Origin of the sequence: Amycolatopsis sp. CFH S0740, from assembly GCF_004522315.1 — a bacterium.
In the GTDB taxonomy this organism is placed as follows: domain Bacteria; phylum Actinomycetota; class Actinomycetes; order Mycobacteriales; family Pseudonocardiaceae; genus Amycolatopsis; species Amycolatopsis nivea.
The window spans coordinates 51,428-71,415 of the sequence record NZ_SDLS01000029.1; the positions used below are offsets into that span (position 1 = coordinate 51,428).

Consider the following 19,988-nt stretch of genomic DNA (forward strand, 5'->3'; position numbering starts at 1 on the left):
CACCCACCCCTGCGATTGGCCGGAGCAGGCGGCGAACTCCCGACGTTCGCCCCGCGCAGCCGCAAAGTCACCCGAACGTGGCTGATCCTCGCGACGGTCTTGACCTTGTCCGCGGGCTCAGCAGCCCTGCTCCACTCCCGAGCCGACGCCGCGCCCCTCCAGCCCGTTCCGGAAGAACCCGGACGGCTGGCCTGGCCCCTGACGCCCCGCCCGCACGTCACCCGCAACTTCGAACCGCCCGCGACCCTGTTCGGCCCCGGTCACCGAGGCGTAGACCTGGAAGCCGCCGCCGGACAACAAGTGCTGGCTGCGGACATGGGAGTGGTGGTCTTCGCCGGTCAGGTCGCGGGACAAGGAGTAGTCGCCGTCGACCACGACGGCGGCCTCCACACGACCTACCTCCCGATCACCCCGACAGTCGCCGCCGGAGACCAGATCTACCGCGGCCAGCCGTTGGGAACCGCCATCCCCGGCCACCCCGGTTGCCCGACCGCCACCTGCCTGCACTGGGGAGCCCGCCGCGGCATGGAATACATCGACCCGCTCGCCTTGGTCGGCACTCCCAGCCGAGTACGCCTCAAGCCGTGGGCGGAAGGCCCGTGACACCAAAGCAGCCGTCGCTAGCGGCCGATCGATCCGAAGGAGGTCACTAGGGTCAAACCACCGACACATCGACCGTGGTCCGCCGCCGCGTCGACAGTGGTCCGCAACCACCGCCGCGTCGGCCCGTGGTCCGCACCGACCCCGCCTGAGCACCGGACAAGCCTTGCGAACAAGGCAATCGATGCGCCGGTTGCGGATCCAGGGGTCAGCCGCTGGGCTGCTCCATCAGCTTGGCGCGCAGTCGCATCACCGCGCGGGTGTGCAGCTGGCTCACGCGCGATTCCGTGACTCCCAGGACCTTCCCGATTTCCGCCAAGGTCAGGCTTTCGAAGTAGTAGAGGCTGACGACGATCTTGTCCCGGTCGGTCAGCTGCGCGATGGCTTCGGCGAGCTGGCGGCGGTTGTCCTGGTCCACGAGGACGGCCACCGGGTCGACCGCGCCGTCGTCGGGGAGGGTGTCGACCAGCGAACCGGCGTCTTTGCCCGCGGTGACAAGGTCTTCGAGCGCGACCACGCTGGTGAGGCGGAGCTGGCCGTAGAAGTCGCGCAGGTCGTCGAGGCTGATGCCCATTTCGCCGGCGAGTTCGGCGTCGGTCGGGGTTCGGTGCAGGCGGGCGCCGAGGCGTTCCAGGGCGCGGGCCGTTTCCTTCGCCTTGCTGCGCACGGCGCGCGGGACCCAGTCCTGGGAGCGCAGGTCGTCCAGGATGGCGCCGCGGATGCGTTGCATCGCGTACGTCTCGAAGCGCAGGCCGCGTTCCGGGTCGAACTTCTCGATCGCGTCGACCAGACCGAAAATGCCTGACTGCACAAGGTCGCCGACGTCTACGTGCGTAGGCAGACCGGTGCCGACCCGGCCCGCGACGTACTTCACCAGCGGTGCGTAGTGCAGCACCAGCCGGTCGCGCGACGTCTGGTCCGGTTTGTCGGCGAACTGCTGCCACAGCGCCTGAATCCCCGCGTCGACGTCCTGACCAGGACGACCGTCCCCGTTGACGGCGTCCTGCACGCCGGGGCGTGCCGCCCCGGCTTCCGTGACCTGCGATGTGGAAGTCATTGCACGGTCGTTCTCGGCGTGCTGCTCAGTGTTGTCTCCGTGCTCGTGCGGATGCGCGTGCGCCGACGGTTCGGCCCTGCCGTCCCCGGCCGAGCCTCCGCCGGCCGCGTCAGGCCCGCGGGTGTGCTCGGTCATGGATCGCCTTCAGCCGATCGACGGTCACATGAGTGTAGAGCTGGGTCGTGGCCAGCGTAGCGTGACCAAGCAGTTCCTGAACGCTCCTGAGATCGGCACCTCCTTCGAGCAGATGCGTCGCGGCGGAATGCCTTAGCCCGTGCGGCCCCATGTCCGTTGCGCCCGGCACCGCGGCCACCGCCTCGTGCACCACCCGGCGCGCCGCGCGCGGGTCGAGACGCTTGCCGCGAACGCCCAGGAAAAGCGCCGCCGGCGGCGTTTCCCCAGCCAGCGCAGGCCGTCCGTCCTCCAGCCACGCGGTCAGCGCCTCGGCCGCCGGGACGCCGAACGGAACCGTCCGCTCCTTGTCTCCCTTGCCCACCACCGAAACCACGCGGCGGGAAAAGTCCACGCTGCCGACGTCCAGTCCGCACAACTCCGACACCCGAATGCCGGTTGCGTACAGCATTTCGACCAACGCGCGGTCACGCAGAGCGACCGGATCCCGTTCGGCTGCCCCTTTCGCGGAGGCGTCCATGAGCGCGTCGGCCTGCTCGGCGCGGAGTACCCCGGGCAAGGTCCGGTGCGTGCGCGGCGCGGCCAGCCGGCCGCCCGGGTCCGACTTCAGCAAACCAGTGCGGTGCGCCCAAGCCGTGAAGGTGCGCGCCGCCGCGGCGCGGCGCGCGAGGGTGGTGCGCCCGGCGCCGTCCGAGCGCTGCCCCGCGAGCCACGCGCGCAGCTGCGTGACGTCCAAGTCCTCAAAGCGCCGCGCGGGACGGTCGCCCTCCCCCACGGTCAGGAACGCCAGCAGCGAAACGACATCGCCGACGTACGCGCGCACGGTGTGCGGCGACAGCCCACGCTCCAGCGACAGATGCCGTTCGTAACCGGCCACCACCGATTCGGCGGACTCCGGCAATTCGGCGCGAAGTGCACGAAGATCGGGTCGTGGCGGGCGTTTCCGGTGTCCACCGGGACGCGGGACCGCGTCCTTGCGTGCACTCGCTGACGGCATGACGATTACGCTGCGCGAACCATCGCCATTGGTCAAGCATCGCCACGCCCATCATCGGTTGGCCGTTCGGACTATCTGCCGCCAGCCGGTCTCGCCGCGCACCGCGAAACCGTCGACTTCCAGTGCGGGCAACAAGGCGCGAACTCGGGAAACAGGCACTCCAGCGCTTTCCGCTACCTCTTCCGGAGCCCGGCCAGCCCGCGGAAGCAGCGCGTCGTAGACCCGTGATGCCTCCGGACCGAGATTGTCCGTGGGCCGCCGACTCGACTCGGCCGCGGGAGCAGCGGTGCCGAACCTGCCCACGGTTTCGAGCACCTCGTCAACCGAAGTGACCAACGTGGCTTTGCAGTCCCGGATCAGTGCGTGGCAACCGGCTGAACTGCCAGAATGCACTGATCCCGGCAACGCCATCACGACCTTGCCCAGCGCACCCGCGATAGTGGCGGTGTTGCGCGCACCACTGCGGATTCCGGCCTCTACAACGACTGTGCCGTCGGTAAGACCTGCGATAAGGCGATTCCGCACCAGAAATCGATGGCGCGCGGGCGGGGTCTTCGGCGCGTACTCGCTGACGATCGCACCGCCCTCGGCGACGATGCGGTCCAACAAGCCGCTGTTCCCAACCGGATAGGAGTAGTCGACAGCGCAACCGAGGAGCGCGACCGTGATCCCGCCGCCGCTGAGCGCGCCTCGGTGGGCGGCGGCGTCGATGCCCAGGGCAGCACCGGAGAAAACCGGTACTTGGCGGGTTGCCAAGGCGTGGCCGATCTCGACGGCGTTGTGCAGGCCGTAGTCCGTGGCCATCCGAGCGCCGACGACCGCCACCGCGCGGTCCGCGACTTCCGCCAGGCTCGCGTCGCCGCGCACCCAGAGCCCGAGCGGTGCCGCCACGTGCTTCACACCGTTTCCGGTTGCTACCGCTAGCGACAGCAGTGGCCACGCGGGCCATTCGTGGTCTTCGGGAACCACGAGCCGGGCACCGGCTTTGGCGGCTGCCTCGAGATCTTGTTCCGCGATCGTGGATTCCCGCCGCGCGGCCGTTTCGCGGAGAACCTTCTCGGGACAGTCCCCGGCCCGGACGCGCTCGGCGGCCGCGACCGGGCCTTGTTCGCCGACGAACTCCAGCAGATGCGGTGCCGGTGGTTCCGCGACGCCGAGCAGATACGCGCGGGCGAGGCGTTCGGAGTCGGTTGCCGCGGTCTGGTCCTCGACAGCGATGCTCACGCCGCACCTCTTCGGCTGCCGGGGTTTTCGGGGCGGACGACGGCGAGGTGGCGGTGCAGCGCCAACCGTTCTCGGACCCGGACCGGATCGTGTTCGGGGCGGACTTCCCGGTGCCGGACCGGATGCAGATGCCGGACGATCTTGTGCTGCGGCGTCTTCGGCCTGCGGTGCCGGGTGCGCGGGGACGAGGACGGGATGGCTCGGTGGGACATGGTGCTTTCCTTTCGTTGGGATTCCGGACGGGCAGGCTTGCCGGTCCGAGACTGGGGGCCACGGCCGCGACTGGGCTGGGCTGGGCTGGGCTGGGCTGGGCTGGGCTGGGCTGGGCTGGGCTGGGCTGGGCTGGGACGCAGGATTGCGGATCTAGGAGTTGGGACATCTGGTCCGGACATCGGCGAGAAAGCGCTGGGCGGAGCTCCGGGGATCGCCACCGTCAGCGCGCATGGCCGCTTACTCGGCCTGTTCGCCGGGCACGGCTGAGCAGACGGCAGAACCTCTTGCCGGAGGCGGACCCTGCACCGAAGCGAGCTGATACCTGCCGAAGTTTCCTGGCACTCGCCTTGGGCAGGCTCGGCCTACGGGGTGGATCAGCCGGTTTTGCGTTCTCGGAAGTCCAGGGCCGCGGTGACGTGGTCGGTGTCGGGTTGGGGCAAGGCCGCCAGGTCGGCCAGCGTCCAGGCGATGCGCAGGCATCTGTCGGCTCCTCGGGCGGTCAGCAAGCCTCGGTCCAGGGCTCTGTCTAAAACCGCGGTGGCGGGGGGTGGCAGGGCGAAATCTCGGCGCAGGATCGGGCCTGGGACTTCGGTGTTGGACTGCCAGCCGTGTTCGTGCCAGCGGTGTTTGGCTCTTTCGCGGGCGGCCAGGACGCGGGCTCGGACGGTCGAGGACGGTTCTGGGGCGGTGGATTGGTGGGCGGAGATCGCAGTCAGAGGGCGCAGGCGGACGCGGAGGTCTACTCGGTCCAGGAGAGGGCCCGAAAGGCGCGACAGGTAGCGGCGGCGGGTGGGTACTGAGCAGGTGCAGTCGGTTTCTCGCGGTGGGGCGCAGGGGCAGGGGTTGGTGGCCAGCACCAGTTGGAACTGGGCGGGATAGCGGACGACGCCCTTCGCGCGGGCGATGCGGACTTCGCCTTCTTCCATGACGGTGCGGAGCGAGTCGAGGCGTTGGTTGCCGAATTCGCAGGCCTCGTCTAGGAAAAGGACGCCTCGGTGGGCTCGACTGATGGCACCCGGAGCCGCTAAGCCGGTGCCGCCGCCGATTAGGGCTGGTGGGCTGATCGAGTGGTGTGGGGCGACGAAAGGCGGGACTGTTACCAGGGGCGATGACTTGGACAGGGAGCCGTCTACTGAGTGGATGGCGGTTACTTCCAGGGACTCGGCTGGGGAGAGGTCGGGCAGCAGGCCGGGGAGGCGTCTGGCCAGCATGCTTTTGCCTACGCCAGGCGGGCCGGTGAGCAGGAGGTGGTGGCCGCCTGCTGCGGCGACTTCCAAGGCCCATCTGGCTTCTGGTTGGCCTACTACGTCGGCCAGGTCGGGGACTTCTACTGGGGCGGCGGCTGCGGGAGCGGCGGGTGGTTCCAGGTCGGCTTCGTCTTTGAGCCAGGCGATGAGTTCTGCCAGGCGGGTTACTCCGGAGACTTCCAGGCCGTCTACCAGGGCGGCTTCTACCAACGACTCGGTGGGCACGACGGCGCGTTCGTGGCCGGCGGCTTTGGCTGCCAGCAGGCCGGGGAGGACGCCGCGTACGGGGCGGATTCGGCCGTCCAAGGCCAGTTCGCCCAGCAGGATTGTGTGCAGGAGTTTTCGGGCTGGGACGGCACCGATGGCGGCTAGGACTGCGGCGGCGATGCCCAGGTCGTAGCCGGAGCCCATTTTGGGCAGGTTGGCGGGAGACAGGGCCAGCGTGATCTTGCCGTCGGGCCAGGATTGGCCGGAGTTGCGGACTGCGGAGCGGACGCGGTCTTTCGCCTCGCGGAGGCCGGCGTCGGGCAGGCCGACCAGGGTGACTCGGCTCAGGCCTCCGCCTAGATCGGCTTCGATTTCCACCACGCGGCCTTCGATGCCGAGCAACGCGACGGACCAGGTTTTGGCGTGTGGCATCAGAAAGCACCCACCAGGTGCCGGACGACCGGCTCTTCGCCGTCGGGGGCGTAGACGGTCACGACGTCGTAGCGGATGCGGCACCAGCCGACTCGATGTTCCTTGAGCCAGCGCATCGCGGCTCGGTGCACGCGGTCGATCTTGTCCTGCGTAACGGATTCGGCGGGAGTGCCGTATTCAGTGCTCGATCGGGTTTTGACCTCGCAGAAGATCACCCGGTCGCCCTCGGACAGGACTAAATCCAGCTCGCCCTCGCGGCAGTGCCAGTTCCGGCTGAGCAGGACCATGCCGGCGGCCTGCAGATGCCGGGCGGCGAGGTCCTCGCCCCAGCGGCCGAACGTCCGTCGCCAGGCCGCGCCGGGGTGCGGGCCGTCGTTCATGGTGTCCCCCTCGGACAGCGTGAGCACCGTCGATCACGGTGCGTGTGCTTTCACGATCGCAGTGTGATCAAACGCAGCGCCAGGGGGATTCCGAGCAACTGTGGATAAGCCGGGGGTTGTGGATCAAGCGCTGGTCTACGGGCGAGAAAACCGGCGGATTGTCGGTGCGGTGTGCATGAGGGCAGAGAACGACGAAGGCCACCCGGGCAGGTGCCGGGTGGCCTCGTGGTGAGAGAAAAGCGGGGGTCAGCCCGAGAACGGACCGTCCTCGGGGAGCCGCAGGTCGGGCTTGTCCAGTTCTTCGACGTTGACGTCCTTGAAGGTGATGACCCGGACGTGCTTCACGAACCGGGCGGGGCGGTACATGTCCCACACCCAGGCGTCCGACATGCGCACCTCGAAGTACACCTCGCCCCCGCCGTCGCGGACCTGGACGTCCACCGCGTTGGCCAGGTAGAACCGCCGCTCGGTCTCCACCACGTACGAGAACTGGCCCACTATGTCGCGGTACTCGCGGTACAGCGAGAGCTCCATCTCGGTCTCGTACTTCTCGAGATCCTCTGCGCTCATGAAATCCGCGCCCCTCCTCGCATTCGTCCTGCTCCGGCGGCGGAGCGTTCATTCTTACCCACCGAGCGGCCCGGGGCACGGACCGGCCCGCCCGCTTTTTCCAGGGCATTCTCCAGTGCAGCGTAGGTGAGCACGACCGGATGCGGGGCAGTGAGTCCGTGTGCGAGGGCGACAGTGGCGACATTCGTGTAGGACCAGCGGTGCGCCGGGCTCGGGCCGTGCTCACTCAGCGCAGCCAGATGGTCCGAGGTGCTGTAGCCCTTGTGCACGTCGAAGCCGTACGCCGGCAACTCTTCGTGCAGGCCGGCCATGATCCGGTCCCTCGTCACCTTCGCCAGGACCGACGCCGCCGCGATGCTCGCGACGCTGCGGTCTCCCTTGATCACCGCGACATTCGGCGCGGGAATGCCGGGAACCGGGAAGCCGTCGGTGAGGACGTACCCGGGATGCGTGCGCAGTCCGGCGACGGCGCGGCGCATGCCTTCCAGGTTCATCACCCGGATGCCGAGCAGGTCCACCTGCTCGGAGGGGATGACGATCACCGAGTAGTCGAGGGCGCGCTGCAGGACCCGGTCGTAAACCCGGTCCCGGGCCTTCGCGGTGAGCATCTTCGAATCGGTCAGTTCGGGCAGGCGCGCGCCGTCGCCGGGACGGAGCACGCAGGAAGCCACCACGAGCGGGCCCGCGCAGGCACCGGCGCCGGCTTCGTCCACGCCGGCGACCGGGCCGAGGCCGCGTCGTTCGAGTGCGCCTTGCAGACCCCAGAACAGCTCGCCGCGCACCACGGCGCGCGGCGGGCGCAGCGGTTCCGCCGGAGTGCGGGGAGGAGGGAGAGTCACCGAAACACCACCCGGGAGTCGCGGACGACGGAGCGCACCGCTCAGCGTCTCCGGCCGGCCGCCTTGCGGAGGCCTGCCTTCAACCGGCGTCCGACGAAGAGCGTCGGCACCGCGGTGGCGAAACCGATGCCGAGCGGCAGCCCTTGCTGCCACGCGGGCGCGCCGAGCGCGACCGGCTGGGCGTTCTGCTGCGGATTGTGGTCCGAGATCCCGCCCCAGCGGCTCGGCGGCAGCACGATGATGCGGGCCTTGCCGATGACGTCGTCGACCGGAACCGCGCCGTTGGGCCCGCCGCCGCCCTGATAACGCGAGTCGGCGGAGTTGTTGCGGTTGTCGCCCATCACCCAGAGCGCGCCCTGCGGGACCTTCACCGGGGCGAACGACTCCTGCACGCGGTGGTTGTCGTCTTCCCAGTGGATGTAGGGCTCGTCGAGGGCCTTGCCGTCCACGATCACCCGGTTGCGGTCGTCGCAGCACTGGACGGTCTGGCCGCCGGTGGCGATGACGCGCTTGACGAAGTCCCGCTCGTCCGGCGGCGCGAAGCCGACCAGCGAGCCGAGACCGCGCAGCGCGCGCACGACGATGTTGCTCGACTCCTGCGGCGCGATCTCGTTCTCGGTCCACGCGGGCGGGCCCTTGAACACGATCACGTCCCCCGGGGAGGGGTCGGTGAAGTCGTAGGTGACGCGGTCGACCAGAATCCGGTCGCCGGTGCAGCTCGGGCAGCCGTGCAGCGTGGACTCCATGGATCCCGACGGGATCATGTAGACCTTGGCGAGGAACGCCTGGATCAAGATCGTGAGCACCAGGGCGATCACGATCAGGATCGGCAGTTCCTTCCAGAACGACCGCTTTTTCGAGGACTTGCCCCGCCGGTGCGACCCCCGACGCCCGCCGGACCGTTCCTGGTCCTCCTCCGGGCGTTCGGGGCCGTCCTCATCGGCGTTCCGCGACACAGGTTCGACCACGTCGCCAGGCTACCGGTAACCGGCTCGTCACTCAGGAGGCGGAGGTGGTCTCGCGGTTCTCGCGGCGCTCCTTGATCTTGGCCTTCTTGCCGCGCAGCTCGCGCAGGTAGTACAGCTTCGCCCGGCGGACGTCGCCGCGCTTGAAGACCTCGACCTCGGCCAGGTTCGGCGAGTGCACCGGGAAGGTGCGCTCGACGCCCACGCCGAACGAAACCTTGCGCACGGTGAAGGTCTCCCGGATGCCGCCGCCCTGACGGCGGATCACGACGCCCTGGAAGACCTGGTTGCGCTCGCGGTTGCCCTCGATGACGCGGACGTGCACCTTGAGCGTGTCGCCGGGGCGGAAGTCCGGGATGTCGGAACGCAGTGACTGCGCGTCCAGCGCGTCCAGGGTGTTCATCGGTGGTCCGTCCTCGTATTCGTGTGGCTTACGTACAGCTCGAGCGCGCAGCGGATCACTGCGACTAGCCCGGGGCTGATGGCATTCACGGTTGACTGCACGGTTTTCGCTTCGGACAGTGGCCAAAGTTCAAACTGACGCGGCACGCCAACCAATCCATTATGGCAGAGGCCCCCGGAGACCTCGCACGGGGCCTATCCGGGCTGGTCGTCCAGCCCTTCGAGGACCTCGCGGTCCCGCTTGTCCAGGCTGCCCTCGGGCAGCCGGTCCAGGAGATCCGGCCGCCGCTGAGCGGTGCGTTCCAGCGCCTGGTCGCGCCGCCAGCGGTCGATCAGCGCGTGGTTGCCCGAGCGCAGCACCTCCGGCACCGCCAGGTCGCGCCACACTTCCGGACGGGTATAGCTGGGGCCTTCGAGCAGGCCGTCGGAGAACGAGTCCTCGGCGGCCGACCGCGCGTTGCCGAGCACGCCCGGCAGCAACCGGACCACGGCCTCGACGATCACCAGCACCGCGGCCTCGCCGCCGACCAGCACGTAGTCGCCGATCGAGACCTCGTCCACCGGCATCCGGCGGGCCGCGTCGTCGACGACCCGCTGGTCGATGCCCTCGTAGCGGCCGCAGGCGAACACCAGGTGCTTTTCCTCGGCGTAGGAATGCGCCAGCTCCTGGGTGAACGGCTTGCCCGCCGGGGTCGGGACCACGAGCCGGGTCCCCTCGCCGCACACGTCGTCCAGCGCCGGACCCCAGATCTGCGGCTTCATGACCATGCCGGGACCGCCGCCGTACGGCGCGTCGTCGACCGCGCGATGCACGTCGTGGGTCCAGTCGCGCAGGTCGTGCACGCCGACCTCGATGAGGCCGCGGTCGATCGCCCGGCCCAGCAGCGCCGCGCGCAGCGGGTCGAGGTACTCGGGGAAAATGGTGACGACGTCGATGCGCAAGCGGTTACCAGTTCCAGTACTCGGTGGCCTGGGCGTGCCACGGGCTCGGGACGTCCTGGTCGATCGCGAAGGCCATGCCCAGCCCCTTCGCGATCTTGATGCTGCGGTGCAGGGTCTTGCGGATCGGCGACCCGGCGGGCAGCCCGTTGTCGTCCGACCACGTCTCGGTCTGTGTGACGCAGGTGCGCGCCCCGAAACGGGCGTTCGAGCACGGAGCGGGCGCGCCCCACGTCTGCAGGTGCTCGAAGTGGACGACCTTGCCCGAGCTCTTCTCGGTGATCGTGCCGTGCGCGACGAGCCGGTAATCGGTGGACGGCACCGTCCAGCGCACGTAGTGCTGGCGGCCGCCGTCGGACGGGATAGGCGTGCAGGTGGAGCCGGTGCACGCGAGTTCTTCGGTGACCCGCTCCGTGTAGTACGTGCCGTTGCCGTCCCAGCCGTCGATCAGCACCCAGTCGCCGGAGCGGACGAAGTGCTCGGCGGTCGCGGGCGGCCACGTGACCGGGTCGCCCCAGGTGATCTGCGATTCGGTGGCCGACTGCGGCGACCACGCCCATTGGAACGCCTTCTCCCCCGGCGGCGCGTACTGTCCGGCGCTGCGCTGGAACATCATCGAGAAGTCGCCGTACACCGGCGAAGCGGCCTGCGCGGGCGGCGCGGCGAAAGCGGTGGCCAAAACGGCTGCGAAGACAGCCTTCGTCCAGAACTTCACGAACTCCCCCTCAGTCAGCGTCGAGGAGGCCTTCGGGCGGATCGAGCACGACCCGGCCCTCCGCGACGTCCACCACCGGAACGATGGCGCGGACGAAAGGTACCAAGACCGAGCGTCCGTCATGATCGAGTTCGAGCAATTCCCCGGCCGGCGAGTGGACCACCTCGACGACCTTGCCCACGGCCGTCCCGTCGGCGAGTTCGGCGCGAAGCCCGGCCAGCTCGTGGTCGTAGAACTCGTCCGGGTCGCCGGTGGGCGGGAGCGTTTCGGTGTCCGCCAGCAGCAGGGCGCCGCGCAGGGTTTCCGCGACGTCGCGCGTGAGCACTTCCTCGAAACGCACCAGCAGCCGCCCGCTGTGTTCGCGGGCGGCTGCGATGGTGAGTTCTCTCGTGCTGCCGTCGCGCAGCTTCGTCGTGACGACCGCACCGATCGCGAACCGCTCCTGCGGCGAATCCGTGCGCACGTCGACCGCGAGCTCGCCGCGGATGCCGTGCGCCTTCGCGATACGGCCGACTACGACGTCCATACCTGACCGTTTCCGAGAATCTCAGGTCAGCGATCGGTGTCGACGACGTCCACGCGGACGCCTCGGCCGCCGATGCCGCCCATCACGGTGCGCAGAGCGGTCGCGGTGCGCCCGCCCCGGCCGATCACCTTGCCGAGATCGTCGGGGTGGACGTGCACCTCGAGCGTGCGGCCACGACGCGTGGTCAGCAGCTCGACCCGGACCTCGTCCGGGTTGTCGACGATCCCGCGCACCAGGTGCTCGAGGGAGTCGGCGAGGAAGCTCACTCGGACTTCTCGCCCTCGGCAGCCTCGGCCTTGTCGGCTTCGGCCTTCTTCGGGGCCGACTTCTTCTTCGGCGTGACGGCCTCGGTGGAGGGCTCCTCGCCCGCCGCGGCCAGCGCCGCGTTGAACAGGTCCTGCTTGGACGGCTTCGGCTCGGCCACCTTCAGGGTGCCCTCGGCTCCCGGCAGGCCCTTGAACTTCTGCCAGTCGCCGGTGATCTCGAGGATGCGCTGGACCGGCTCGGTCGGCTGCGCGCCGACGCCCAGCCAGTACTGCGCCCGCTCGGTGTCGACCTCGATGAAGCTCGGCTCTTCCTTGGGGTGGTACTTGCCGATCGTCTCGATGGCCTTGCCGTCCCGGCGGGTGCGCGCGTCGGCGATGATGATGCGGTAGTACGGCGCACGGATCTTGCCGAGGCGCTGCAGCTTGATCTTGACGGCCACGGGTGTGGGTACTCCTCAGTGCTGTGTGGTGCAGGGCGCGCGCGAAACCCGTGGGGACAGGCTCGCGACGCCCGGAGGTCAGGAGCTTCCACACGGCGAGAGGGTCCGGCGGAAGCGGGCAAGCGAACATTCTGCCAGATGCCGTCGTTGTGCCTGCGCAGGGGCCTCAGAAGGACGCGAGGCCGAGCGCGCCGAGCAGGATCGCGACGGCGGGCAGGAAGTTGTTGACCGCGTGCGCGACGATGCTGCCCGCCAGCCGTCCGGTGGACAGCCGGGCCAGCCCGATCGGGATGGAGATCACCAGCAGCAGCGTGGTGCGCAGCGGTTCCAGGTGGCTGGCCGCGAAGACCGCGGTGGACAGCAGGAACGCGGCGACCCGGCCCCAGCGCTCGCTGCGCCACTGCAGCCGCTCGACCGCGCCCCAGAGCAGGCCGCGGTAGATGATCTCCTCGCAGATCGGCCCGAGCAGCCAGAGGTAGCCGAACATCACCGCGGCGGCGGGCACGGACATCTTGCGGTCGTCGACCAGCGCGCTGATCGCCGACGTCGCGTCCGCCGTGCCGACCAGCTGGGTCCACACGTAGGCGCTCAGCGAGGTGAGCACGAGGCCGAGCATGCCGAATTTGAGCCCGGTCCAGACGTCCGCCCAGCGCCATTCGAGCCGCAGGTCGAGCTTCGGGCCGTTGCCGCGCACGACGGTGATCAGCACCGCGACGCCCGCGGCGATCATGGTGGGCAGCATCGTGCCGAGCAGCACCGTGCCGATCGGGAGCGGCTTGCCCGGAGCCGTGGGGCCGGCGAGCGCGCCGATGAACGCGGCCGACGCCAGCAGCACCGCCTCGACCAGCAGGAACGCCCCGAATCCCCAGCGATGCGCCGGGAACGCGGTCGGTTCGGCCACCAAGTCCTCCGGGGAGAGCGCGCGGGAGAAAGGTTCACGGGGCTGTGATGTGGTCACGCCCGCCTCCCCGTGCTCGCTCTGCTCACCGGTCGAGCCTAGCGGCCGAAATGGTTTCGCACAGTACTCGGCCGGTCACCGGTTTCCCTCAATGCCCGGTGAAGAGAAGGACGGCGGGCGGCAGGTTGTTCGCCGCGTGCGCGAGCACGCTCGCCGAGGTCCGGCCGGAAAAATGCCGCGCCAGCCCGAGGACGAGGCCCTGGCCGAACAGCGCGATCGTGCGCGTGGTCTCGCCGTGCAGCAGCGCGAACACCAACGAGGTGAGCACGAGCACCACCCACGGCGGGATCCGGTAGTGCAGCAGGGCGTTCCACAGCGCCCCGCGCAGCAGCAGTTCCTCGGTGAGCGGGACGGCGACCACCAGCACCAGAGCGGTCGCGATCAGCCAGACCGGGCTGCCGCCGGACACGTCGGGCAGGTCGGTGAGCGGGCTGTCGGACACCTCGTCGCCGCCGAAGACCGCGATTTCGGCGGCGTTCAGCACGAAGCCGACGACGAGCGCGAGCAGGCCGCAGGCAAGGCCGATGCGGAGGTCGCGGCCCCGGGTGCGGAGCCCGAAGTCGCGTTCGAGGCCGGAGCCGTACCGCAGCGAGGCGGTCGCCGGGCCGAGGCCGAGGACCAGGTTCGGCAGGAACGCCAGCAGGAGCAACGGTCCCGCGTACGCCTCGACCGGGTCGTCGTCGCCGACGTGCCGGTTGAACGCGGCCGCGGTGAGGAGGGTGACGAGGTAGTAGCCGGCTACTCCGAAGAAGAACGCGGCGAAAGCCCAATGGGCGCCCAGGATTCGCTTTCCCCCACCGTCTTCGGCCACGGGTTCACGCTATGTGGCTGGGGTGTGGCGCATCGAGGCGGGGTCGTCTCGTGTTCGCTCGCGGGGAGTTTCGCGGTAGGGGCGGGTGCGGATGTCGTGAGGGGAACCCTGAGGGAATCTGATTCTCTCAGGGTGGCCCTCACGGACGTCAACTGGAGCGAGGAAGCAAGGCGGCCCGGTCGACGCTGCGCATCCGCCGTACCGACGCCGCGCGCCGCTACTGAGAAAAACCCCAACGTGGCATTGGGTGCATGCGACGCACCGAATGCCACATTGGGTGCGTCAGATGCACCCAATGTGGCATTGGGGTGGTCAGTGGAAGACCGTGCCGCCCAAGACGATGTGAGTCGGGTGGTGCAGGGCGGCCAGGTCGACGCGCGGGTCGTCGGCGTAAACGATCAGGTCCGCTGGGGCGCCGTGTTCGATGCCGGGGTGGCCCAGCCATTCGCGCGCCTCCCAGGAAGCGCTCGCGAGAGCCTGCGTACGCGACATGCCCGCGCGGTGGAGCGCTTCGACTTCGTCGGCGATACGGCCGTGCGCGACCATGCCGCCCGCGTCTGTTCCCGCGAAGACGCGTACGCCCGCTTCGACCGCTGAGGACACCATCTCGCCCACACCGGCGTGCAGTGCGCGCATATGGGCCGCGTACGTCGGGTACTTGCCAGCCTTGTCCGCGATGCCCGGGAAGTTCTCGATGTTGATGAGCGTGGGCACCAAGGCGACGTCGCGGCGCGCGAGTTCGGCGAGCTGGTCTGGCGACAACGCGGTGCCGTGCTCGAGACAGTCGATGCCCGCACCGATCAAGCCTGGCAGCGCTGCTTCGCCGAAGACGTGCGCCGTGACGCGTGCGCCGAGATCGTGGGCAATACCGATGGCTTCAGCCAGCACGTCGTCCGGCCAGAGCGGCGCGAGGTCGCCTTGGCCGCGGTCGATCCAGTCGCCGACGAGCTTGACCCAGCCGTCGCCGTCGCGGGCCTGTTCGGCGACTGCTTCGGGCAGCAGGGCCGGGTCGTCCAACTCGATCGCGAAGCCGGGGATGTACCGCTTCGGCAGCGCCAGGTGGCGTCCGCAGCGGATGATCGTGGGCAGGTCGGCGCGGGATTGCAGCGGGCGGACGTCCAGCGGGAGGCCGCAGTCGCGGATCAGCAGGGTGCCCGCGTCGCGGTCGGTCGCGGCCTGGTCCGCCGCCTCCTCCACCGACAGTCCGCCGCTCGGGCCGAGGCCCGGGTGGCAGTGCGCGTCGACGAGCCCGGGGACCACGAATCCGCCGGTGGACAGCGTTTCCGCGCCGGGTACCGGCTCGAAGGACAGCTTTCCGTCCTGGATCCACAGGTCACGCGGTTCGCCGTCGGGCAGGACGGTTCCGTGCAGGTGCAGCGGGCTCAATTGTTCTTCGGGTCCTTCGGCAGCTTGAACTTGGACGGGTCGAAGCCGGGCACGTCGTTCATGCCGCCGAGCTGCGACAGGTCCGGCATCCCGCCGGGCATCCCGCCGCCGGGGGGCAGCATCGGCATGCCGCCGGGCATCCCGCCGCGCATCCTCGGCTGCGTGGGGCCTTTCTTGCCCTTCTTCCCCTTCTTGCCCTTGCGGTTCTTGCTCCCGCCGCCTCCGCCGCCGAAGCCGAACCGGCCCGCCATCTGCGCCATCATCTTGCGCGCCTCGAAGAAGCGGTTGACCAGGTCGTTGACCTCGCGGACGGTCACGCCGGAGCCGTTCGCGATGCGCAGCCTGCGCGAGCCGTTGATGATCTTCGGGTCGGCGCGCTCGGCGGGCGTCATGCCGCGGATGATCGCCTGGAGCCGGTCGAGCTGCTTGTCGTCGACCGCGGCGAGCTGGTCTTTCATCTGGCCCGCGCCGGGCAGCATGCCGAGCAGGTTGCCGATCGGGCCCATCTTGCGCACCGCGAGCATCTGCTCGAGAAAGTCCTCCAGCGTGAGCTGCCCGCTGGTGAGCTTCTGCGCGGCCTGTTCGGCCTGCTCCTGGTCGAAGTGCTGTTCGGCCTGCTCGATCAGGGTCAGCACGTCGCCCATGCCCAGGATGCGCGAGGCCATCCGGTCCGGGTGGAACGTGTCGAAGTCTTCGAGCTTCTCGCCGTTGGACGCGAAGAGGATCGGCTGGCCGGTGACCTCGCGGACGGACAGCGCGGCGCCACCTCGGGCGTCGCCGTCGAGCTTCGTGAGCACCACGCCGGTGAAGCCGACGCCGTCGCGGAACGCTTCGGCCGTGGTGACCGCGTCCTGACCGATCATGGCGTCGACCACGAACAGGACCTCGTCCGGCTGCACGGCCTCGCGGATGTCCGCGGCCTGCTTCATCAGCTCTTCGTCGACACCGAGACGACCGGCGGTGTCGACCACGACGATGTCGTGCTGCGCGTGCTTGGCCTCTTCGATCGCCCGGCGGGCGACGTCGACCGGGTCGCCGACGCCGTTGCCCGGCTCCGGCGCGAACGTGACGACACCGGCGCGCTCGCCGACGACCTGCAGCTGGGTGACCGCGTTCGGCCGCTGGAGGTCACAGGCGACCAGCATCGGCGCGTGGCCCTGCTTCTTCAGCCACATCGCCAGCTTGCCGGCCAGCGTCGTCTTGCCAGCGCCCTGGAGACCCGCGAGCATGATCACCGACGGCGGGTTCTTCGCCAGGTTCAGCCGCCGCGTCTCGCCGCCGAGGATGCCGACGAGCTCCTCGTTGACGATCTTCACGACCTGCTGCGCAGGGTTCAGCGCCTGGGAGACCTCGGCGCCCTTCGCGCGGTCCTTGATCTTCGCGATGAACGCCTTGACCACCGGGAGCGCGACGTCCGCTTCCAGCAGCGCGATGCGGATCTCGCGCGCGGTGGCGTCGATGTCGGCGTCGGACAGCCGGCCCTTGCGCGAGAGCGACTGCAGGGCCGAGGTGAGCCGATCGGAGAGGGTGTCGAACACGGGGGTGCACGCTCCAGCTGGGTCGAAAGTTCGCGTGCCGGGCGGTGCTCGGCACCCCCGGCATCTTCCGAGGGTAGCCGCCCCGGCCACCCGGCCTTCACGGGTACGGGAAGGGTACTACGCATGCGCGTACTAATTGACCACACGACAACAGCTCAACCACGCGAAAACCGGTCGACCAGCGTCCGAAATCAAGTAAACATAGGCGTATGACATCAGCTACGGCCCGGCGTCCGACGCTCGCCGAACCGGCAGGGGACGAGGACGACCAGGTCCCGTTCCGCCGCATCGCGGGCCTGTTCCGGCCGCACCGGCGGGCGCTGGCCGGGCTGTGCGCGCTGCTGGTCGTGCAGGCCGGGCTGGGCGTCACCTCGCCGTTCCTGCTGCGCGAGATGCTGGACGACGCGCTGCCGCACCGCGACGCCCTCCTGGTCAGCCTGCTGGCGGCCGGGATGATCGCCGCCGCGCTCGGGTCCGGCGCACTGAGCGTGCGGACCACCGGCCTGTCCAACACCATCGGCCAGCGGGTGATGAACGAGCTGCGGGTCGCGGTGTACAGCCATCTGCAGCGGATGTCGCTGGGCTTCTACACCCGGACCAAGACCGGCGAGGTGCTGTCACGGGTGTTCAACGACATCGGCGGCGTGGACAACGTCGTCACCGGGACCGCCGCGTCGATCGTGCAGAACGGCACGACAGCGCTGGCGATCGCGGTGGCGATCCTGGTGATGGACTGGCAACTGGCGCTGTTGTCGCTGGTCGTCGTGCCGTTGTTCCTGCTGTTCACGCTGCGCCTTGGCGGCAAGCAGCGGAAGCTCGCCCGCGGCCGGACCCGGCGGATGGCGCGGCTGACCACGATCGTCGAAGAATCGCTGTCGGTCACCGGCGTGCTGCTGGCCAAGACGATGGGCAACGCGAAGCTGATGCGCGACCGGTTCGCCGAGGAATCACGCGAGGTCGCGTCTCTGGAACGCAGTGCAGCGCTGGCCGGGCGGTGGCAGCGGGCGGCGCGGTCGATGAGCCTGACGATCATCCCGGCGCTGGTCTACTGGGCGGCCGGACTGGAACTCGCCGGGGGCGCGGCGCCGATCTCGCTGGGCACGGTCGTCGCGTTCACCAGCATGTTGAACCGGCTGCTCGCGCCTGCGACGGCGATGCAGACGGTGGGCCAGAACGTCTCGTCGGCGAAGGCGTTGTTCGGGCGGATCTTCGAGGTGCTCGATCTGCCGGTGGAGATCGACGACCGGCCGGGCGCACGGACACTGCACCCGAGCGGCGGGGCGGTCTCGATGCGCGGAGTCTCTTTCCGCTACGACGACGAGGGGCCGTGGACGTTGCGCGATATCGACCTCGACGTGCCTGCGGGGACGACGACGGCGTTGGTCGGGTCGACGGGTTCGGGGAAGACGACGCTCGCATACCTGGTCGCCCGGTTGTACGAGGTGACCGAGGGAAAGGTGTGCGTGGACGGGACGGATGTCCGGGATGTCACGCTCGCGTCGCTGGCCGCCGGGGTCGGGCTGGTGTCGCAGGAGACGTATCTGTTCCACGCGTCGGTGCGGGAGAACCTGCGGTTCGCGAAGCCGGACGCCACCGACGAGGAGCTGGAGAACGCCGCGAAGGCCGCGCACATCCACGACACGCTGGCCGCGCTGCCGGAGGGATACGACACCGTCGTCGGGGAACGCGGCTACCGGTTTTCCGGCGGGGAGAAGCAGCGGATGGCGATCGCGCGGATCCTGCTGCGCAATCCGCCGGTGCTGATCCTGGACGAGGCGACGAGCTCGCTGGACAATCGCACGGAACGCGCGGTGCAGGCGGAACTGGACCGGCTCGCCGCGGGCCGCACGACGATCGCGATCGCGCACCGGCTGTCCACTGTGAAGCACGCGGACCAGATCGCGGTGCTGGACGCCGGACGGATCGTCGAACGGGGGACGCACGCGGAACTCCTCGCCTCCGGCGGCCGGTATGCCGCGCTGGTGCGGGGAGAAACCGCCTAATGTGGCCGCATGGAGACCGAACCCGACGCGCACCGGGCCGACGAGCTGGCGACGCTGGCCCGGACGGTGCGCGAGGGCGTCGGGCGGCTGAACTGGCGGATGCGCTCCGAGGCGGGCTCGCCCGCCCCGGGACCGGCCGTGCTGGCGGTGCTGTCGCGGCTGTACCGCGGCGGCACGCACACGCCGGGCGAGCTGGCCGAGGCCGAGCGGATCCATCCGCAGTCGCTGACGCGGATCCTGGCCTCGCTGGCCGAACGCGAGTGGATCACGCGCACCCCGGACCCGGCGGACGGGCGGCGGTCGCTGATCGAGATCACCCCGGCCGGGCTGCGGGAACTGCGCACCTACTCGGTCGCGCGGGAGAACTGGCTGGCCGCGGCCGTCGAACGGACGCTGAGCCCCACCGAGCAGGAGCTGCTCCGGCTCGCGGCCGGGCTGCTGACGCGGATCGCGGATTCCTGAGGCCCGGGAGTTCCGGGGCGGCCGCTCCCCACGGCCGTCCCCGGAACCGTGGCGGAAGAGCTCACCTCCCCAGGAGGCCTTCCGCCGCGGGCACGCGGAGCGGTTCCCCCTCGGCCGCCCGGCGTTGGGGAGAAGTCTGCCGTCCGGGAGCGGGCGCGCGGCAGCGTGAAGTCCCCCAATCCGGACTGAGTAGGACTACTCAAACGCGGGTGTCGGGTCCCGCGGAGTCGCTCGCGAACTCGAAGAGCGGTTCGGCGTCGGCGAGTTCCTCGGCGGAACAGCTGACCGCGCAGGCGGCGGCTTGCAGGACCTCGGTGAGGACCTCGACCTCGGACGGCGAGACCGTGGCGAGCGCGGGATTGCGGACGTCCATGCGCCCGGCGAGACCGGCCAGGGCGTGGGACAGCGCGTGCTGGCCCGCGACCAGCTGGGTGACCACCTCGGAGAGTTCGCCGAGGGTGGCGGCGGATCCGTCGCCGCGGAGCAGGGCGGAGAGCTCCTCGGCGCAGGTGCGGAGGTGCCCGGCCACGACTGTCGGGGGCAGCGAAAGCTCCGGCAGGTTCTCGTGCCCTCGCATCCCGTTCACCTCGCCCCGTTGCCCGGACCTGCCATCCTGCCATCGGAACCGGGGTCGGCGCCGCCGACACCCCGGACGGGTGAGCCCGGATGGCGCAATGCG

At 69.8% G+C, this 19,988-nt stretch carries 23 protein-coding genes; 3 read left to right on the forward strand and 20 right to left on the reverse strand.

From position 1 onward, the window contains the following. Window positions 1–126: 126 nt before the first annotated feature. Window positions 127–603: a murein hydrolase activator EnvC gene (locus EIZ45_RS47070; RefSeq protein WP_240690880.1), complete on the forward strand. Its 477-nt coding sequence runs from the start codon at window positions 127–129 to the stop codon at window positions 601–603. 205 nt (window positions 604–808) lie between these two features. On the opposite strand, the gene EIZ45_RS35760 is transcribed toward EIZ45_RS47070, so the two are convergent. From EIZ45_RS35760 to ffh, 19 genes are all read right to left on the reverse strand, one after another. After that, window positions 809–1,657 (reverse strand): FliA/WhiG family RNA polymerase sigma factor, encoded by an 849-nt coding sequence (locus EIZ45_RS35760; protein WP_037810464.1) that lies wholly within the window; start codon window positions 1,655–1,657, stop codon window positions 809–811. Window positions 1,658–1,766: 109 nt separating this feature from the next. Further along, window positions 1,767–2,786, reverse strand: a complete 1,020-nt coding sequence (locus EIZ45_RS35765; RefSeq protein ID WP_037810310.1) for a tyrosine recombinase XerC — start codon at window positions 2,784–2,786, stop codon at window positions 1,767–1,769. A gap of 51 nt (window positions 2,787–2,837) precedes the next feature. Next, window positions 2,838–4,010: a DNA-processing protein DprA gene (dprA, locus tag EIZ45_RS35770; protein WP_051728739.1), complete on the reverse strand. Its 1,173-nt coding sequence runs from the start codon at window positions 4,008–4,010 to the stop codon at window positions 2,838–2,840. Further along, the gene (locus tag EIZ45_RS46285; protein ID WP_037810308.1) at window positions 4,007–4,222 is read right to left on the reverse strand and encodes a hypothetical protein; all 216 of its coding nucleotides are present in this window, start codon (window positions 4,220–4,222) and stop codon (window positions 4,007–4,009) included. The genes dprA and EIZ45_RS46285 overlap by 4 nt, the downstream gene beginning before the upstream one ends. A gap of 375 nt (window positions 4,223–4,597) precedes the next feature. Continuing rightward, entirely contained in the window at window positions 4,598–6,109 is a 1,512-nt protein-coding gene (locus EIZ45_RS35780) for a YifB family Mg chelatase-like AAA ATPase (protein ID WP_134668063.1), read from the reverse strand. Further along, a complete protein-coding gene (locus tag EIZ45_RS35785; RefSeq protein WP_037810446.1) occupies window positions 6,109–6,489 on the reverse strand; it encodes a YraN family protein in 381 nt (126 codons plus the stop codon). The genes EIZ45_RS35780 and EIZ45_RS35785 overlap by 1 nt, the downstream gene beginning before the upstream one ends. A 246-nt stretch (window positions 6,490–6,735) precedes the next feature. Then, a complete protein-coding gene (locus EIZ45_RS35790) occupies window positions 6,736–7,059 on the reverse strand; it encodes a DUF2469 domain-containing protein (protein ID WP_003096226.1) in 324 nt (107 codons plus the stop codon). Continuing rightward, window positions 7,056–7,844 carry a ribonuclease HII gene (locus EIZ45_RS35795; protein WP_051171578.1) on the reverse strand — a complete coding sequence of 263 codons (789 nt, stop codon included), beginning with the start codon at window positions 7,842–7,844 and terminating at the stop codon, window positions 7,056–7,058. The genes EIZ45_RS35790 and EIZ45_RS35795 overlap by 4 nt, the downstream gene beginning before the upstream one ends. 95 nt (window positions 7,845–7,939) lie before the next feature. Then, window positions 7,940–8,866 (reverse strand): signal peptidase I, encoded by a 927-nt coding sequence (gene lepB, locus EIZ45_RS35800; protein ID WP_037810276.1) that lies wholly within the window; start codon window positions 8,864–8,866, stop codon window positions 7,940–7,942. A gap of 31 nt (window positions 8,867–8,897) precedes the next feature. Beyond that, complete coding sequence (gene rplS, locus EIZ45_RS35805; protein WP_009074470.1) at window positions 8,898–9,266, reverse strand: 50S ribosomal protein L19; 369 nt, start codon at window positions 9,264–9,266, stop codon at window positions 8,898–8,900. 194 nt (window positions 9,267–9,460) lie between these two features. Then, complete coding sequence (gene trmD / locus EIZ45_RS35810; protein ID WP_134668062.1) at window positions 9,461–10,207, reverse strand: tRNA (guanosine(37)-N1)-methyltransferase TrmD; 747 nt, start codon at window positions 10,205–10,207, stop codon at window positions 9,461–9,463. A gap of 4 nt (window positions 10,208–10,211) precedes the next feature. Beyond that, window positions 10,212–10,919 (reverse strand): hypothetical protein, encoded by a 708-nt coding sequence (locus EIZ45_RS35815; RefSeq protein WP_043827768.1) that lies wholly within the window; start codon window positions 10,917–10,919, stop codon window positions 10,212–10,214. Between the two features lie 10 nt (window positions 10,920–10,929). Further along, window positions 10,930–11,445 (reverse strand): ribosome maturation factor RimM, encoded by a 516-nt coding sequence (rimM, locus tag EIZ45_RS35820; protein WP_134668061.1) that lies wholly within the window; start codon window positions 11,443–11,445, stop codon window positions 10,930–10,932. A 26-nt stretch (window positions 11,446–11,471) separates the two neighbouring features. Beyond that, entirely contained in the window at window positions 11,472–11,711 is a 240-nt protein-coding gene (locus tag EIZ45_RS35825) for an RNA-binding protein (RefSeq protein ID WP_003103110.1), read from the reverse strand. Then, window positions 11,708–12,151 carry a 30S ribosomal protein S16 gene (gene rpsP, locus EIZ45_RS35830; RefSeq protein WP_037810269.1) on the reverse strand — a complete coding sequence of 148 codons (444 nt, stop codon included), beginning with the start codon at window positions 12,149–12,151 and terminating at the stop codon, window positions 11,708–11,710. The genes EIZ45_RS35825 and rpsP overlap by 4 nt, the downstream gene beginning before the upstream one ends. A gap of 166 nt (window positions 12,152–12,317) precedes the next feature. Next, window positions 12,318–13,109 (reverse strand): CPBP family intramembrane glutamic endopeptidase, encoded by a 792-nt coding sequence (locus EIZ45_RS35835; protein ID WP_037810267.1) that lies wholly within the window; start codon window positions 13,107–13,109, stop codon window positions 12,318–12,320. Window positions 13,110–13,197: 88 nt separating this feature from the next. Further along, window positions 13,198–13,920 carry a CPBP family intramembrane glutamic endopeptidase gene (locus tag EIZ45_RS35840; RefSeq protein ID WP_043827770.1) on the reverse strand — a complete coding sequence of 241 codons (723 nt, stop codon included), beginning with the start codon at window positions 13,918–13,920 and terminating at the stop codon, window positions 13,198–13,200. 312 nt (window positions 13,921–14,232) lie between these two features. After that, window positions 14,233–15,306: an amidohydrolase family protein gene (locus EIZ45_RS35845; protein WP_134668060.1), complete on the reverse strand. Its 1,074-nt coding sequence runs from the start codon at window positions 15,304–15,306 to the stop codon at window positions 14,233–14,235. Further along, window positions 15,303–16,844 carry a signal recognition particle protein gene (ffh, locus tag EIZ45_RS35850; protein WP_037810264.1) on the reverse strand — a complete coding sequence of 514 codons (1,542 nt, stop codon included), beginning with the start codon at window positions 16,842–16,844 and terminating at the stop codon, window positions 15,303–15,305. Before ffh ends, EIZ45_RS35845 begins: the two co-directional genes overlap by 4 nt. A gap of 209 nt (window positions 16,845–17,053) precedes the next feature. On the opposite strand from ffh, the gene EIZ45_RS35855 reads away from it, so the two are divergent. Beyond that, a complete protein-coding gene (locus EIZ45_RS35855) occupies window positions 17,054–18,847 on the forward strand; it encodes an ABC transporter ATP-binding protein (protein ID WP_134668059.1) in 1,794 nt (597 codons plus the stop codon). A 9-nt stretch (window positions 18,848–18,856) separates the two neighbouring features. Beyond that, window positions 18,857–19,309: a MarR family winged helix-turn-helix transcriptional regulator gene (locus tag EIZ45_RS35860; protein ID WP_043827773.1), complete on the forward strand. Its 453-nt coding sequence runs from the start codon at window positions 18,857–18,859 to the stop codon at window positions 19,307–19,309. 199 nt (window positions 19,310–19,508) lie between these two features. Here the strand turns inward: EIZ45_RS35860 and EIZ45_RS35865 are convergent, their stop codons facing one another. After that, entirely contained in the window at window positions 19,509–19,886 is a 378-nt protein-coding gene (locus EIZ45_RS35865) for a hypothetical protein (RefSeq protein WP_037810443.1), read from the reverse strand. Window positions 19,887–19,988 lie beyond the last annotated feature (102 nt).